General features: G+C 70.0%; 14 protein-coding genes and 2 riboswitches. Of the genes, 10 read left to right on the top strand and 4 right to left on the bottom strand.

The window, feature by feature from the left end:
- Positions 1-8: 8 nt before the first annotated feature.
- Positions 9-386: a cobalamin biosynthesis protein gene (locus HWX87_RS16150; protein ID WP_176048049.1), complete on the bottom strand. Its 378-nt coding sequence runs from the start codon at positions 384-386 to the stop codon at positions 9-11.
- Positions 383-1,192, bottom strand: a complete 810-nt coding sequence (gene cobA, locus HWX87_RS16145; protein ID WP_176048048.1) for a uroporphyrinogen-III C-methyltransferase — start codon at positions 1,190-1,192, stop codon at positions 383-385. Before cobA ends, HWX87_RS16150 begins: the two co-directional genes overlap by 4 nt.
- 109 nt (positions 1,193-1,301) lie before the next feature.
- Positions 1,302-1,537, bottom strand: a riboswitch (cobalamin riboswitch).
- Positions 1,538-1,650: 113 nt separating this feature from the next.
- Positions 1,651-1,916: riboswitch (cobalamin riboswitch) on the top strand.
- Positions 1,917-2,244: 328 nt separating this feature from the next.
- Between cobA and cobW the strand changes: the two genes are divergently transcribed.
- The 7 genes from cobW (at position 2,245) to HWX87_RS16110 (ending at position 10,529) form a co-directional block, all read left to right on the top strand.
- Positions 2,245-3,333, top strand: coding sequence for a cobalamin biosynthesis protein CobW (cobW, locus tag HWX87_RS16140; protein ID WP_176048047.1), 1,089 nt, complete (start codon positions 2,245-2,247; stop codon positions 3,331-3,333).
- A gap of 6 nt (positions 3,334-3,339) precedes the next feature.
- Positions 3,340-7,149: a cobaltochelatase subunit CobN gene (gene cobN / locus HWX87_RS16135; RefSeq protein ID WP_176048046.1), complete on the top strand. Its 3,810-nt coding sequence runs from the start codon at positions 3,340-3,342 to the stop codon at positions 7,147-7,149.
- The gene (locus HWX87_RS16130; RefSeq protein ID WP_176048045.1) at positions 7,146-8,222 is read left to right on the top strand and encodes an ATP-binding protein; all 1,077 of its coding nucleotides are present in this window, start codon (positions 7,146-7,148) and stop codon (positions 8,220-8,222) included. Before cobN ends, HWX87_RS16130 begins: the two co-directional genes overlap by 4 nt.
- 140 nt (positions 8,223-8,362) lie before the next feature.
- Positions 8,363-8,899: a VWA domain-containing protein gene (locus tag HWX87_RS16125; protein WP_176048232.1), complete on the top strand. Its 537-nt coding sequence runs from the start codon at positions 8,363-8,365 to the stop codon at positions 8,897-8,899.
- A gap of 61 nt (positions 8,900-8,960) precedes the next feature.
- Positions 8,961-9,413, top strand: coding sequence for a YaiI/YqxD family protein (locus tag HWX87_RS16120; RefSeq protein WP_122945342.1), 453 nt, complete (start codon positions 8,961-8,963; stop codon positions 9,411-9,413).
- Between the two features lie 185 nt (positions 9,414-9,598).
- Complete coding sequence (locus tag HWX87_RS16115) at positions 9,599-10,171, top strand: DUF1993 domain-containing protein (protein WP_176048044.1); 573 nt, start codon at positions 9,599-9,601, stop codon at positions 10,169-10,171.
- A 31-nt stretch (positions 10,172-10,202) separates the two neighbouring features.
- On the top strand, positions 10,203-10,529 hold the full coding sequence (locus tag HWX87_RS16110; RefSeq protein ID WP_176048043.1) for a low molecular weight protein tyrosine phosphatase family protein: 327 nt from the start codon (positions 10,203-10,205) through the stop codon (positions 10,527-10,529).
- Positions 10,530-10,550: 21 nt separating this feature from the next.
- On the opposite strand, the gene HWX87_RS16105 is transcribed toward HWX87_RS16110, so the two are convergent.
- The gene (locus HWX87_RS16105) at positions 10,551-10,973 is read right to left on the bottom strand and encodes an NUDIX hydrolase (protein WP_176048042.1); all 423 of its coding nucleotides are present in this window, start codon (positions 10,971-10,973) and stop codon (positions 10,551-10,553) included.
- A 150-nt stretch (positions 10,974-11,123) separates the two neighbouring features.
- Positions 11,124-11,381 carry a hypothetical protein gene (locus HWX87_RS16100; protein ID WP_176048041.1) on the bottom strand — a complete coding sequence of 86 codons (258 nt, stop codon included), beginning with the start codon at positions 11,379-11,381 and terminating at the stop codon, positions 11,124-11,126.
- Positions 11,382-11,659: 278 nt separating this feature from the next.
- Between HWX87_RS16100 and HWX87_RS16095 the strand changes: the two genes are divergently transcribed.
- The 3 genes from HWX87_RS16095 (at position 11,660) to HWX87_RS16085 (ending at position 15,545) form a co-directional block, all read left to right on the top strand.
- On the top strand, positions 11,660-12,823 hold the full coding sequence (locus tag HWX87_RS16095; protein WP_176048040.1) for a CoA transferase: 1,164 nt from the start codon (positions 11,660-11,662) through the stop codon (positions 12,821-12,823).
- 111 nt (positions 12,824-12,934) lie between these two features.
- Complete coding sequence (locus HWX87_RS16090) at positions 12,935-14,236, top strand: citrate:proton symporter (RefSeq protein ID WP_176048039.1); 1,302 nt, start codon at positions 12,935-12,937, stop codon at positions 14,234-14,236.
- Between the two features lie 142 nt (positions 14,237-14,378).
- The gene (locus tag HWX87_RS16085; protein WP_176048038.1) at positions 14,379-15,545 is read left to right on the top strand and encodes an acyl-CoA dehydrogenase family protein; all 1,167 of its coding nucleotides are present in this window, start codon (positions 14,379-14,381) and stop codon (positions 15,543-15,545) included.
- The last annotated feature ends 56 nt before the right edge of the window (positions 15,546-15,601 follow it).

Below are 15,601 nucleotides of genomic sequence, written 5' to 3'. Positions count from 1 at the left end.
CAAAGGGTTCAGAGCGGGCCGGCGAACGCGACCGTCACGCCGTCCCGGATGGATTTGGGGCCCAGCAACCGGCCGTTCGGCGCCGCGAGCTGCGCGCATGGTTCGGCCACGCCTGCAACACCGAAGCGTGCAAGCGCGGCGCCCGACGGACCGCTCGCGGCCAGTTCGGGGCGGCTCGCCAGCTGCACCGCGTCGAATGCGACGAGCGGCCAGCCGCGCCGCGCGCACAGCGTGCGTAGCGCACGGGCGCGCGCCTTGTCGGCGAGCGTCGCGACGAGCGCCGGTTCGACGGCCGGGTAACACGCCAGCGCCGCGCGGATCGCGGCATCGAGTTGCGCGGCCGTGACGTCCGCGCGAAAGCCGATGCCGAGCGCGACGCGCATCATGCGCGGCCACCGAGCGCCGCGCGCACCGCCGGATCGTCGGCGAGCGCCGCGACGCGGCCGATCACGACGATCGCCGGCGAACCGAGTCCGGTTGCGCCGATGCGTTCGACGAGGCTGTCGAGCGTCGCGAGTACGTGCCGCTGTTCCGGGCGGGTCGCATTCTCGATCGCCGCGCACGGCGTATCGCCCGGCAGGCCACCGTCGCGCAGCGCTGCGGTAATCGCGTCGAGCCGGCGAATGCCCATGTAGATCACGATCGTCATGCGCGTGGCCGCGAGCGCGCGCCAGTCGGGCTCGTCGGCGCCTGCGCCGTGGCCGGTGACGAAGATCACGCCCTGCGCGTCACCGCGCTGCGTGACCGGAATGCCGAGCGCGGCCGGCGCGGCGATACCCGCCGTGATGCCGTTCACGACCTCGACCGGAAAGCCCGCCGCGCCGAGCGCGGCCAGTTCCTCGCCGCCGCGGCCGAACACGAACGGATCGCCGCCCTTGAGCCGCGCGACGCTCCGGCCCGCGCGCAGGTGCGCAAGCATCGCGGCGACGATCGCTTCCTGCGGCGTCGACGCATGGCCGCCGCGCTTGCCGACGTGCTCGATCCGCGCGTCGGCGCGCGCATGGCGCAGCACGTCGGGGTTCACGAGATCGTCGACGAGCAGCACGTCGGCCATGCCGATCGCGCCCACGGCCCTGAGCGTCAGCAGGTCGGCGTCGCCGGGGCCGGCGCCGATGAGCCAGGCGCGGCTCATTGCACGCGGCACGGCACGCACCGTGTCGAAGCAGTGGAAAGGAAAAGGCGGGCGGCACATCGGCGGCCGGCGGACAGGCAATGCATGACGGATCGGGCGAAGCCCGCGCGAACGCGGGCGGAATGCGCACCCCATCCGTCCCCCGCGGATCGGGCGTTCGGCGAGCATCGGGCTCGCCCCTTGCGTCGGCCGGTATCCGGGCTGGCCGCTTGCCAGGCCGCAGCCTTCCCGCCCGGTGAAGGGCAGTGGCATCGCGGGCGGCCTGGGCGCGTGCGCGGGGAGCGCGTCGCGCGGGCGGCGTACCGTTGCGGGGACAGCACAGGCCGGGCGGACGTCCGCCTCCTGTTTCCCGTTTAACTGCATGCGCGGAATGCGCATGCGAGCACCGAACGCGGCGCTACGATAGCACACGGCTCGCCCGCGCGAACCGGCCACGGACGGCCTCCGGCGCGGCGCACGGGTGGTGCGCAACGCAGCCCGGCCGCCCATGCCGCCTTGACGCTCCCCGCACCGCCGCCTACACTCGCACGCGTTTTGGTGCTCGCGCGTGCCGCTCCGGCGCGCGCAGTTAAACGGGAAACAGGGAGCCTGCCTGCATCGCAGTCGAGCCAACCTGTGCTGCCCCCGCAACGGTAAGCGAACGTGTCGCGCGCAACGCGATGCAGCGCCGCTTCGCCGCCTGTCTCGTGCAGGCGGACGACCGCCACTGGATGCCGCATGCATCCGGGAAGGCGAAGCGGCGTGTTCGCCAGCCCGGATACCGGCCTAAACGTTGGGGTTCAGCGCCGCGGGGAGGCGGCGCATCGTCCACGGCCGCAGCAGGCCCGACGCCCGGTGTTTCCCGCTGTCTCCGCCGATCGGCCCCCGCGCGAATGCGCCCGGGCCCACGCGGCGAACGGCAGGCGGCACGGGCCGGGCCGGCGGTAGCCGTGTTGGCATTCACGATGTCGACCGTTCGCAAGGAAGCACCATGTCCGAATCGTTGTTCCGCCCGTCGTGCGGCCGTCCGCGCGAATCACGCGGCGATCGTCCTGCGCTTCGCCCGCTGAATTGCCTCGCCGCCACCGACGCGACGATCCCGTCCTGATTCCCTCTTCGACACCGGACCTACCATGACCCTACGCAAGCTTCCCGTCACGATCGTCACGGGCTTTCTCGGCAGCGGCAAGACGACGCTGATGCGCCACATCCTGCAGCACGCCGAAGGCCGCCGCATCGCGGTGATCGTCAACGAATTCGGCGAACTCGGCATCGACGGCGAGATCCTCAAGGGCTGCGGCATCGGCTGCGAGGATGCCGAGGGCGCGCAGGGCGAAGCGTCGGGCCAGCTCTACGAACTCGCGAACGGCTGCCTGTGCTGCACCGTGCAGGAAGAGTTCTATCCGGTGATGGAAGCGCTCGTCGAGCGCCGCGCGGACATCGACCACGTGCTGATCGAGACGTCGGGCCTCGCACTGCCGAAGCCGCTCGTGCAGGCGTTCAACTGGCCGACGATTCGCAACAGCTTCACGGTCGACGCGGTCGTGACCGTCGTCGACGGCCCGGCCGCCGCGAGCGGCCAGTTCGCGGAAAACCCGCAGGCTGTCGACGCGCAGCGCCGCGCCGATCCGAACCTCGACCACGAATCGCCGCTGCACGAACTGTTCGCCGATCAGCTGTCGTCCGCCGATCTCGTGATCGTGAACAAGGCCGATCTCGTCGGCGATGCGGAATTCGCGCAGATCGAAACCGCGATCCGCGACGAGATCCCGCCGCAGGTGAAGATCGTGCGCGCGACGCGCGGCGAGCTCGACCTCGCGATGCTGCTCGGTCTCGAATCGGCATCGGAAGAAACGATCCATCTGCGTCACGACCATCATGGCTCGGCCGAAGACGGCGATCACGATCACCATCACGACGATTTCGACTCGGTGGTCGTGTCGGGCGACGCCGGCACGCGCGAGGCGACGATCGCCGCGCTGCAGCGGGTCGTCGAAGCGCACACGATCTACCGCGCGAAGGGCTTCGCCGCGCTGCCCGGCGCGCCGATGCGGCTCGTGATCCAGGGCGTCGGCCGCCGCTTCGACAGCTATTTCGACCGTCGCTGGCAGGACGGCGAAACGCGCGCGAGCCGCTTCGTGCTGATCGGCGAGGATCTCGACGCGGCCGCGCTGCAACGCGCGTTCGACGCCGCGTGCGCGGCCGAGCCGCAACAGGCGTAACGCACGATGCATCTGCTGCGCACCACGCCGGGCGGCTTCGTCGACGATACGCAGGGCGTCGTCCGGATCGACCAGCAGCCGGCCGACATCGTGATCCTGAGTTCGGCCGACACGACGCTGTCGCTGCTCGCGAGCGTCGTGCCGCAGTTGCCGGCCGGGTTCCCGAGCGTGCGGCTCGCGAACGTCACGTTCCTGCGCCAGCCGGCGTCGGTCGATTTCTACGTTGACGACGTGCTGCGCCACGCGAAGACGGTCGTGATCGATCATCTCGGCGGCGAAGCGTACTGGCCGTACGGGATCGAGCAGGCCGTGTCGCTCGCATCGAAGCGCGGGCAGCAGCTCGCGATGTTCTCGGGCGACCTGCAGGAAGATCCGAACCTCGTCGCGAAGAGCACCGTCGCGCCGGATCTGTGCCGGCTGTGGTGGCGCTATCTGCGCGAGGGCGGCGTGCACAACGCCGACGCGCTGCTGCGCAGCATCGCCTTCCATACGCTCGGGTTCGGCGACGAACCCGAGTTGCCGCGCCCGCTGCCGGCCGCCGCGCTGTATCACCCGGCGCGCGACCGCGCGAGCGTCGACGACTGGCGGCCGCGCTGGACGCCCGGTGCGCCCGTCGTCGCGATCCTGTTCTATCGCGCGCACTGGCAGGCCGCGAACACGGCCGTGTTCGATGCGCTGGCCGATGCGCTCGTCGACGAAGGGTTGAATCCGCTGCCGATCGCGGTGACGTCGCTGAAGGATGCGGTGAGCCGCGAAGTCATCACGCAGCTCTGCGACACGCACGACGTCGCGCTCGTGCTGAACACGACCGCGTTCGCGGCCGGCGCGATCGACAGCCCCGAACACGACGTGCTCGCCGGCGACGCGCCGGTGCTGCAGGTGATCCTGTCCGGCGGCAATCGCGACGCCTGGGTGGCCGACAACCAGGGCCTGCATGCGCGTGACATCGCGATGCACATCGCGTTGCCCGAAGTCGACGGCCGGATCGTCACGCGCGCGGTGAGCTTCAAGGGGCTCGCGTATCGGTGCCCGCACACCGAGGTCGATGTCGTGCGCTACCAGCCGGACGCCGAGCGGATCGCGTTCGTCGCTGCGCTTGCGCGCGGCTGGTGCCGGCTGCGCACGCTCGACAATGGCGACAAGCGCGTCGCGCTGATTCTCGCGAACTATCCGCAAAGCGAAGGGCGGATCGGCAACGGCGTCGGGCTCGACACGCCGGCGTCCGCGCTGCGCGTGCTCGCGGCGCTGCGCGACGCGGGCTACGCGCTGGCTGACCTGCCGCCCGACGGCGACGCGCTGATCGCCCGGCTCACCGAAGGCGTGACCAACGACGCGGCCGTGCATGCATTGCGGCCCGCGTTCCAGAGCTTCCCGCTGGCCGACTACGTTGCGCGTTTCACGCGGCTGCCGGCGTCCGTGCGCGACGCGCTGAACGAACGCTGGGGGCCGCCCGAAGCCGACCCGACACTGCGGCAAGGGCGCTTCACGATCGCCGGCTGGCGCGCGGGCAACGTGTTCGTCGGCATCCAGCCGTCGCGCTCGCGCGGCGAGAACGACTATGCGAGCTACCACGACGCGGATCTCGTGCCGCCGCACGCGTATCTCGCGTTCTATTTCTGGCTGCGCGATGCGTATCGCATCGACGCCGTCATCCATCTCGGCAAGCACGGCAATCTCGAATGGCTGCCGGGCAAGAGCGTCGCGCTGTCCGACGCGTGCTGGCCTGACCTGACGCTCGGGCCGCTGCCGCACCTGTATCCGTTCATCGTCAACGATCCGGGCGAGGGCAGCCAGGCGAAGCGCCGTGCGCAGGCCGTGATCATCGATCACCTGATGCCGCCGCTCACGCGCGCGGAAAATTACGGCCCGCTGCAGGATCTCGAGCGGCAGGTCGACGAATACTACGAAGCGCTGATGGTCGATGCGCGGCGCGCGAAGCTGCTGCGCAAGACGATCCTTGCGACCATCGCCGAGCATCGTCTGCATGACGAACTGAGCGTGTCGCCGCCGCGCGATGCGGGCGACGAGGATGCGCTGCTGACGCGCGTCGACGCATGGCTGTGCGAATTGAAGGAAGCGCAGATTCGCGACGGGCTGCACGTATTCGGCCTGTCGCCGGCCGATCGCCAGCGTCGCGACACGCTGCTCGCGCTCGCGCGTTTTCCGGTCGGCGACGGCAAGGGCGCTCGCGCGGGGCTGATCGGCGCGCTGGCGCGCGATCTCGCGCTCGGCGGCGACTTCGATCCGCTCGCGGCCGACTGGGCCGCGCCGTGGGCCGGCCCGCGCCCGGCGGTCCTGCAGGCGCTCGACGCATCGCCGTGGCGCCATGCGGGCGATACGCGCGAGCGGCTCGAACGGCTTGCACAGCGATGGCTGGACGGACTGTGTGCGGCCGATGGCGGCAACCCTGGCGCCGACGCGATACCGTCCGGCGAATGGCCGCACACGCTCGCGGTGATCGAGCGCGTCCGCGCGACGCTGCTGCCCGCGCTCGACGCGTGCGGCAGCGAGGAAATGCGCCAGCTTTTGCGCGGGCTCGACGGCCGTTTCGTGCCGCCGGGGCCGAGCGGCTCGCCGTCGCGCGGCCGCCCCGACGTGCTGCCGACCGGCCGCAACTTCTACTCGGTCGACACGCGTGCGGTGCCGACGCAAGCCGCCTGGTCGCTCGGCCTGAAATCCGCGCAGCAGCTGATCGAGCGCCATCTGCAGGATCACGGCGACTATCCGCGCGCGATCGGCCTGTCGGTATGGGGCACGGCGACGATGCGTACGGGCGGCGACGACATCGCGCAGGCATTCGCGCTGCTCGGCGTGCGACCGAAATGGGCGCACGGCAGTCATCGCGTGACCGACTTCGAGATCCTGCCGATCGAGATCTTCGACCGGCCGCGCATCGACGTGACGCTGCGTGTGTCGGGCTTCTTCCGCGATGCGTTCCCGAACCTGATGCACCTGTTCGACGCGGCCGTGCAGGCGGTGGCCGCGCTCGACGAGCCCGAGGCGCTGAACCCGATCCGCGCACGCATCGAGCGCGAACGCGCGAAATGGCTCGCGCAGGGCATGGCGCCGGACGAAGCGCGGCGTCGCGCCGGCTGGCGCGTGTTCGGTGCGCGGCCGGGCAGCTACGGCGCGGGCCTGCAGGACCTGATCGACCAGCGCCGCTGGCAGACCGACGCCGATCTCGCCGATGCGTACTGCCAGTGGGGCGGCCATGCGTACGCGCAGAACAGCGCGGGCGACGCGGCGGCCGACGTGTTCGGCGAACGGCTCGCGACGATCGATGTCGTCGTGCAGAACCAGGACAGCCGCGAGCACGACATCCTCGATTCGAACGACTACTACCAGTTCCAGGGCGGGATGACGGCGGCCGTGCGGCACCTGTCCGGGCAGCAGCCGAGCATCTACCACGGCGACCATGCGAACCCGGTCGCGCCGAAGATGCGCACGCTGCGCGAGGAAATCGCGCGCGTGATCCGCTCGCGCGTCGTCAACCCCAAATGGCTCGATGGCGTGAAGCGTCACGGTTACAAGGGCGCGGCCGAGATGGCCGCGACCGTCGACTACCTGTACGGTTATGACGCGACCGCGCGCGTGCTGTCCGACCACCAGTACGCGCTCGTCGCCGACGCGTACCTGTTCGACGACGCCACCCGCGCATTCCTCGAACGGCACAACCCGAAAGCGCTGCACGGCATTTGCGAACGCTTCGTCGAGGCGATGCAGCGCGGCCTGTGGCAGCAGCCGGGCGACTATCGCGAGCGGATCGAGGCGGTCTGGCTCGCGAGCGAACAACTTCAGGAAGGAGGACGGCGATGACCGATCCGACGACGCACCGCGCCCGCGCGGTCTTTCCGTTTGCGGCGCTGGTCGCGCAGGATGCGTTGCAGCAGGCGCTGCTGCTCGCCGCAATCGACCCGTCGCTCGGCGGCGTGCTCGTGAGCGGCCCGCGCGGCACCGCGAAATCGACCGCCGCGCGCGGCCTCGCGGAGCTGTTGCCCGAAGGGCAGTTCGTCACGCTGCCGCTGTCGGCGAGCGACGAACAGGTGACGGGCACGCTCGATCTCGCGCATGCACTGGCCGAGAACGGCGTGCGCTTCCGGCCGGGCCTGCTCGCGAGGGCGCATCTCGGCGTGTTGTACGTCGACGAAGTGAACCTGCTCGCCGACGGGCTCGTCGATACGCTGCTGGACGTCGCCGCGAGCGGCGTGAACATCGTCGAGCGCGATGGCGTGTCGCACGCGCACGACGCGCGCTTCGTGCTGGTCGGCACGATGAATCCCGAGGAGGGCGAGCTGCGCCCGCAACTGCTCGACCGTTTCGGGTTGATGGTCGAACTGGAGAACTGTTTCGACGCTGCGCAGCGCGAGCGGATCGTGAAGGCGCGGCTGGCATTCGATCTCGATCCGGATGCGTTCCGTGCACGTCACGCATCCGCGCAGCACGCGCTCGGCGACCGGATCCACGCGGCGCGCGCACGGCTGGCGACGCTTGATTTCGACGATGCGGTCCATGCGCGCGTCAGCGCGCTGTGCATCGATGCGGCCGTCGACGGGCTGCGTGCCGATCTCGTGATGCTGCGCGCCGCGCGTGCGCTCGCCGCGCTGGAACAGGCCGACGCGGTGACGGTGTCGCATGTGGAGCGCGTGGCGCAGGCCGTGCTGCGGCACCGGCGCCATGCGGGTACGCCGCCGTCGCACGGATCGTCGCAACAAAACGGTGAACGCGACGATCGTTCGCCGCCGGATGCGCGCCAGCGGCCGGAAGATCAACCGGGCACAACCGGGAACGACACCGCCGTCGCGCAGGGCGACTGGGGCTACCTGCGGCCCGAGCCGGCCGGGCTGCGCGACGTGAAAAGCGTCGTGCCGCTGCCGCTAAAAAAACGCTGAGCCATCGAGCCGGCGCCGCCGCGAACGCCGTTCGCGGTCCTCGATGGCAGTCAGGCGCGGCCGCGCGCGTCCCGGGCACGGCACGCGCGGGCACGGCCGTTGCGTGGCCGGCGACGCTCGCCGCGAAGCGCGGTGGCCCGCTGCGTCAAGAGCATGTGCGCTTCCGGCAACGCGCGGGCACGCCGCATGCGCTGCATTGCTTCGTGCTTGACTGTTCGGCGTCGATGCTGTCGCACGACCGGCTCGCGCTCGCGAAGGGGCTGATCGTCGCGTATTTCGATCAGGCTGCACGCGCGCGTGTCGAAACCGCGCTGATCTGCTTCGGCGGTCAAGGCGCCGCACGGCGGTTCGGCCCGGCCGTGCCGCGCTGGTGGAATGCGCGCTGGCTCGAACCGGTCGACGGCGGCGGCGGCACGCCGCTCGCGGACGGCATCGCGGCCGCCGCGCAGTTGCTCGCGCGCGATGCGCGGCGCGAGCCCGGCAAAGAGCGCTGGCTTTGGGTGCTGTCCGACGGGCGTACGCGCGAGATGCCGGCCAAGCCCGCGGCGGCCGATCACGTCGTGTTCGTCGACTTCGACGATGCGGCCGTGCGGATCGGGCAGGGCGCGCGGCTCGCCGCCGCATGGGGCGCGCAATGGATGACGGCCGACGCGCTTCGCACGGATCTCGCGGGCTGATGGCCGGCCGGCGGTGCGATATGATCGCCGCTTCTGCTTCTGCCCACTGGAAAAACCCGCCATGCAAGTACTGGTCGATGCCGACGCGTGTCCCGCCGTCATCAAGGACATGCTGTTTCGCGCCGCGCGTCGTGCCGAAATCTGCGTGACGCTGGTCGCGAACCAGTTCCTGCGCACGCCGCCGTCGCCGTTCATCAAGGCCGTGCAGGTGCCGGCCGGCTTCGACGTGGCCGATGCGCGCATCGTCGAGCTGGTCGAGGCCGGCGATCTCGTGATCACGGCCGACATCCCGCTGGCTGCCGCCGTCCTCGACAAGGGCGCGCATGCGCTCGACCCGCGCGGCAACTGGTTCAGCCGCGAGAACATCGAGGAACGCCTGTCGACGCGCGCGATGATGGACCAGTTGCGCAGCGCGGGCATCGACACCGGCGGCCCGGCGCCGTTCAGCGCACGTGACGGCAAGACGTTCGCTTCGCAGCTCGACCGGTTTCTGGCGCGGCACGGCAAGCCTTGAGGCCGTGGCGCGACGGCCGCGCGTCGTGATCGTCCCGCGTGTGGGGAGACCCGCACGCGCTACAACGCCGGAGCGCCGGATCGCCGGATCCGCATCGAATCGCGCTCGTCGCCCGGGCCGGGGTGCGTGTTTGCGTCGACGCTGCTATCGTGGCGCAAACGACAATCCAACCCAGGAGTGCACGCGTGACACCGACTCAACTTCTCATCCCGACCTTCACCCACATGCTGCGCGCACAGACCGCGTGGCTCGACAAGGCTGTCGCGCACCGGCAGGCCGCGGGCGACGCGCCCGACGCGGCGATGACGCTGAAGCTCGCGCCCGACATGTATCCGCTCGCGGCACAGGTGCGCTTCTCGTGCTTCCAGGCGATGGAGCCCGTCTACCGGCTGCGCGGCGAACCGTTGCCGGCTGCGCTGCTGGCCTTGCGTGAGGCGGGATGGAATGCGGACGCGCAGCCCGGCACGCTCGCCGACGCGCAGGCGATCATCGCGGGCACGCTGGCCTTTCTCGGCGAACTCGCGCCGGATGCGCTCGACGGCGGCACGGCGCTGCCGATCGCCCTCGAACTGCCGAACGGGATCGCGTTCGACATGACGGGCGAACAATACACGCGCGACTGGGCGCTGCCGCAGTTCAATTTCCACGCGATCACCGCTTACGCGATCCTGCGCCACCATGGCGTCGAACTCGGCAAGGCCGACTACGTGCCGCACATGCTCGCGTACGTGCGACCCGGCACGATTCCGCGAGGGTGAGCGGGCCGTCGTCGGCCGGCCGCGAAACGACATGACACGGGCACTGTTCATCTGCAGCCGCAACCGGCTGCGCAGCCCGACGGCCGAAGCGGTATTTGCCGCGTGGCCCGGCATCGAGACCGACTCCGCGGGCCTCGCGCCCGACGCGGATGCGCGGCTGTCCACCGAGCAGCTCGACTGGGCCGACATCGTGTTCGTGATGGAGCGCGCGCACAAGGCAAGGCTGTCGACGCTGTTCGGCGCGCATCTGGCGGGCAAGAAGATCGTCTGCCTCGACATTCCCGACCGCTACGCGTTCATGCAGCCGGAACTCGTCGCGCTGCTCGAACGCAAGGCCGGCCCGTTCCTGCGCGCGTGACCGGCGCGGGCAGCGCCGCCGTCAACGAAGCGGGCCGTTGACAATCGCCGAAAAACAGTCGAGACGCAGCAGCTCGATGATCTTGCGCGTCGGCACGCTCGCACGGAGCGTGTCGAGCCGGTCGACGGTGAACCACTTGCAGCGGGCGATCTCGTTGCTCGCGCGCGGCGTCAGGTGCGCCGGCACCTCGGCCACGAACACGTGATGGAGCTTGGTCAGCCCGCCGAACTGCACCGCATAGTCGAGCGCGAGCCCCACCAGCCGCGTTTCCTCGGCCAGCTCCCGCTGCGCGGCTTCGAGCGGCGTCTCGCCGCGCCGGATCGTGCCGCCCGGCAGCGACCAGCGCGATGCCGTACGGGCGACCAGCAGCACGCTGCTGCGCTGGCGGCACACGATCGTGGCGCGTTCCTTGGTGACGGCGAGGGTATCCGGCCCGGTGCTCATGTTCGGCAAAACAGGTGCTGAATCGTGGAGAAAGTGCGCGTTGGCGGCGAGCTGTCCGGCAGCGGGCCGCGACGGCGTGCAGGCAGCCGCACCGATCTTACCGGCCGTTCGTGACAGTTCCGTGCACGGCGCAGCGCGCCGGACGCGACGTCACGCGTGCGTGTAGATCCCGCTGCGCACGGGCTTCGCGCGGCGCGAACGGCGCTTGTGAACGGCGCGCCGATGATGCGGCGAGGGCGCCGTCGCGTGCCGGCGCGCAGGCGCGGGCCGGGCAGCGGATGCACCGGCGTGCGGCGCCGCGGCGGGCATTTGCGTCTGTCCTTCGCCGAAATGGAAAGTCTGGGTTTGCGCGTGTGCGACGCCCAGCGTCGACGCGAGCACGAAGGCCGCCAGCCACAACCGTTTCATGAATATTCCGCCTTGCTTTTGTCTGGATGAACCTAGCCCGCCAGCTTAGCGAAGGGCGGGGCGCTACCGCAACCGGCCCGCGTTCGGTGTCGTCCCCACTTGCGCTCGGCGACGTTATCCGCCCGGCAGCACGGGTGCATCCGGGCTTGACAACATAATTCCTGAGTGTGAATATAAATTCACATACACGAATTATTCGTCGAATCCGGAGGGGCACGCCGCAGGCGCCGGGCCGCCGGAGCCGGCAGTCCGATCAACCGGAACCAGGAGCGGGACGCATGGCCGAACACGAGCAGCAGGGCGCACTGGCGGGATTGCGCATCATCGATCTGTCGCGGGTGCTGGGCGGCCCGTACGCGACGCAGATCCTCGCCGACCACGGCGCGGAGGTGATCAAGGTCGAACCGCCGTCCGGCGACGAAACGCGTACCTGGGGGCCGCCGTTCGACGGCGACACCGCGTCGTATTTCCTCGGCGTGAACCGCAACAAGCTCGGCGTCGCGCTCGACCTGACGCAACCGGCCGACCGCGAGCGGCTGCTCGGCCTGCTCGAGCACGCGGACGCCGTCGTCGAGAACTTCAAGATCGGCACGATGGAGCGCTGGGGGCTCGGCTTCGACGCGCTGCATGCGCGGTTTCCGCGCCTCGTCTATTGCCGCGTGTCGGGGTTCGGCGCGGACGGCCCGCTCGGCGGCCTGCCCGGCTACGACGCGGCCGTGCAGGCGCTCGCGGGGCTGATGAGCGTCAACGGCGAAGCGGGCGGCGCACCGCTGCGCGTCGGCGTGCCGATCGTCGATCTCGTCACGGGGCTGAACGCGGCGCTCGGCGTACTGATGGCGCTGCGCGAGCGCGATGCGAGCGGCCTCGGCCAGTTCGTCGAGTCGACGCTGTTCGACTGCGCGCTGTCGATCCTGCATCCGCATACGCCGAACTACTTCCATTCGGGCAACGCGCCCGTGCGCACCGGCAACGCGCATCCGAACATCACGCCGTACGACAGCTTTCCGACGGCGGGCGTCGACATCTTCCTGGCGGTCGGCAACAACGGGCAGTTCGCGGCGCTCTGCGACGTGCTCGGCACGCGCGGCTGGCTCGACGATCCGCGTTTCGCCGACAACCGCGCACGCAGCGCGAACCGTGCCGCACTGCGTGCGCTGCTCGAATCCGCACTGGCCGCACACGACGGTGCGGCGCTCGCCGAGCAGCTGATGCGCCGTGGCGTGCCGTGTGCGCCGGTGCTCGGGCTCGATGCGGCTCTCGATCATCCGCACGTCGCGCATCGGGAGATGAAGGTTGAGCTGGGCCGGCATCGCGGCATCGCGTCGCCGATCAAGCTCGGCCGCACGCCGGCGACGTACCGTCGGCCGCCGCCGGCGCTGAACGAACACGCGGCGCAGGTGTTTGCGGACGACGATTACCACAACGACGATCGCCGGGCCTGACCGGCTCGCGGCCGCCGGCCGCGCCGCGCTGCGCGGGCCGGCACACCATCATTCGGACATCACGCCGGCTTGCACACGGAAGACGCACGCCGGCTGAAGAGGAGACACATCATGCTCGCATGGATCGGCGCGATCGCCATCGTCGCGCTGTTCGGCCTGATCATCACGAAGCGGCTGTCGCCGCTCGTCGCGCTGATCGTCGTGCCGGTGGCCGCGGCGCTCGCGGCCGGTTTCGGGCTGCAGACCGGCAAGTTCATCGTGCACGGCGTACAGAACATCGGCCCGATCGCAGGCATGTTTGTTTTTGCGATTCTATTTTTCGGAATCCTCACTGATGCGGGAATGCTCGACCCGATCATCGCAGGCGTACTGCGCGTAATCGGCTGCCATCCGCCGCGCATCGTGATGGGCTCGGCGCTGCTCGCGCTGCTGATCCACCTCGACGGCTCGGGCGCGGTCACGTTTCTCGTCACGCTGCCGGCGATGATGCCGCTCTACACGCGGCTCGGGATGGATCGGCGGATTCTCGCGTGCGTCGCGTCGATGGCGGCCGGCGTCAACTTCCTGCCGTGGGTCGGGCCGATGCTGCGCGCATCGGCGGCGCTGCACATTCCCGGCTCGGCGATCTTCACGCCAATGATTCCGGTACAGATCGTCGGGCTCGTGTTCGTGTTCGGCACGGCGTACGTGCTCGGCGTGCGCGAGGCGAAGCGGCTCGGGCTCGACCGTGCCGGCGCGGCGTCGCTGGCGATCGCGCCGCGCGAGCTGACCGACGCCGAACGCGCGTTGCGCCGGCCGGGCCGCTTCGGGATCAACGTCGCGCTGACCCTCGTCGTGCTCGTCACGCTGGTGTCGGGCATCGTCGACCCGATGGTGATGTTCATGCTCGGCACGGTCGCCGCGCTCGTGATCAACTACCCGGACGTGCAGGCGCAGCGCGAGCGGATCGACGCGCATGCGAAGGCCGCGCTGATGATGGCGAGCGTGCTGCTCGCGGCCGGTGCGTTCACCGGCATCATGTCCGGCACCGGGATGCTGAAGGCGATGGCGGAAGTCGTCGTCGCGCACGTGCCGGTCGAGCATGCGCGCCACATGCCGTTCGTGCTCGGGCTGCTGTCGATGCCGCTCAGCCTGCTGTTCGATCCCGATTCGTTCTACTTCGGCGTGCTGCCGGTGCTCGCGGAGAGCGGCAAGCTGCTCGGCGTGCCGCCGATCCAGATGGCGCAGGCCGCGCTGCTCGGCCAGATGACGACGGGCTTTCCGGTGAGCCCGCTGACGCCCGCGACGTTCCTGATCGTCGGCCTGACCGGCGTCGAGCTTGCCGAGCACCAGAAATTCACGATTCCGTTCCTGTTCGCCGCCACCGTGCTGATGGTGTTCGCCGCGGTGATCGTTGGCGTGTTTCCGTTGTGAGCGCGCCAGACGTGCCGCTTCGTGGCCGCGCCCCGAGGGGGCAAGCCTGCGAGGGGACGTTACGCGGCGCGGCAACCCTGGCGCCGCCTGGCGCTTTCTTGAGAGCGGCGCGGCCGCTCGGCTTTTTCCGGGAGTGCAATCCATGCAGTTCGACCTGACCGACGACCAGCGCGCGATCGAAAGCGCGATCGAGAAAATCTGCGAACGCTTCGGCGACGACTACTGGCTCGAACGCGATCGCGCGGGCGGCTTTCCGGCCGACTTCCACGCGGCGCTCGCCGAAGCCGGCTGGCTCGGCATCGCGATGGACCCGGCCCATGGCGGCGCCGGTCTCGGGATGACCGAGGCCGCGCTGATGATGCGCACGATCAGCGCATCGGGCGCCGGCCTGTCCGGTGCGTCGGCCGTGCACATGAACATCTTCGGGCTGAATCCCGTGCAGGTGTTCGGCAATGAAGCGCAAAAGGCGCGCTTCCTGCCGCCGCTGATCGCCGGGCGCGACAAGGCGTGCTTCGCGGTGACGGAACCCGACGCGGGCCTCGACACCACGCACCTGACCACGCAGGCGCGTCGCGACGGCGATCACTATGTGCTGAGCGGGCGCAAGATCTGGATCTCGACCGCGCAGGTCGCGAACAAGATGCTGATCATCGCGCGCACGACGCCGCTCGACCAGGTCGCGAAGCCGACCGACGGGCTGAGCCTGTTCTACACCGACCTCGACCGCTCGCACGTCGAGGTGCGCGAAATCGAGAAGATGGGCCGCAAGGCCGTCGATTCGAACATGCTGTTCATCGACAACCTGCGCGTGCCGCGCGACGACCTGATCGGCAACGAAGGCGACGGCTTCCGCTATCTGCTGCATGGCCTGAACCCCGAGCGGATCCTGATCGCGGCGGAGGCGATCGGGCTCGGGCAGGCCGCGCTGCGCCGGGCGACGCAGTATGCGTGCGAGCGCGTCGTGTTCGGCCGGCCGATCGGGCAGAACCAGTCGATCCAGCATCCGCTCGCCCAGGCGTGGATGCAACTCGAGGCTGCGTGGCTGATGGTGATGAAGTCCGCGACGCGCTATGACGCGGGGCAGTCGTGCGGCGCGGAGGCGAACGCGGCGAAATACCTCGGCGCGGAAGCCGCATTCCAGGCGTGCCAGACGGCCGTCGCGACGCTCGGCGGGATGGGTTACGCGAAGGAATACCATGTCGAGCGCTACCTGCGCGAGTGTATGATTCCGAGGCTCGCGCCCGTGAGTCCGCAACTGATCCTGTGCTACATCGCGGAGAAGGTGCTCGGGCTGCCGAAGTCGTACTGACCGTATCGACCCGGCGGCCGGCCCGGCGCGCGGTTTCCCGTTTCGATTCAAGCGCT

Origin of the sequence: Burkholderia sp. BCC1644 (assembly GCF_902833225.1) — a bacterium.
Lineage (GTDB): Bacteria > Pseudomonadota > Gammaproteobacteria > Burkholderiales > Burkholderiaceae > Burkholderia.
This window is presented reverse-complemented; position numbering and strand designations above follow the sequence as displayed.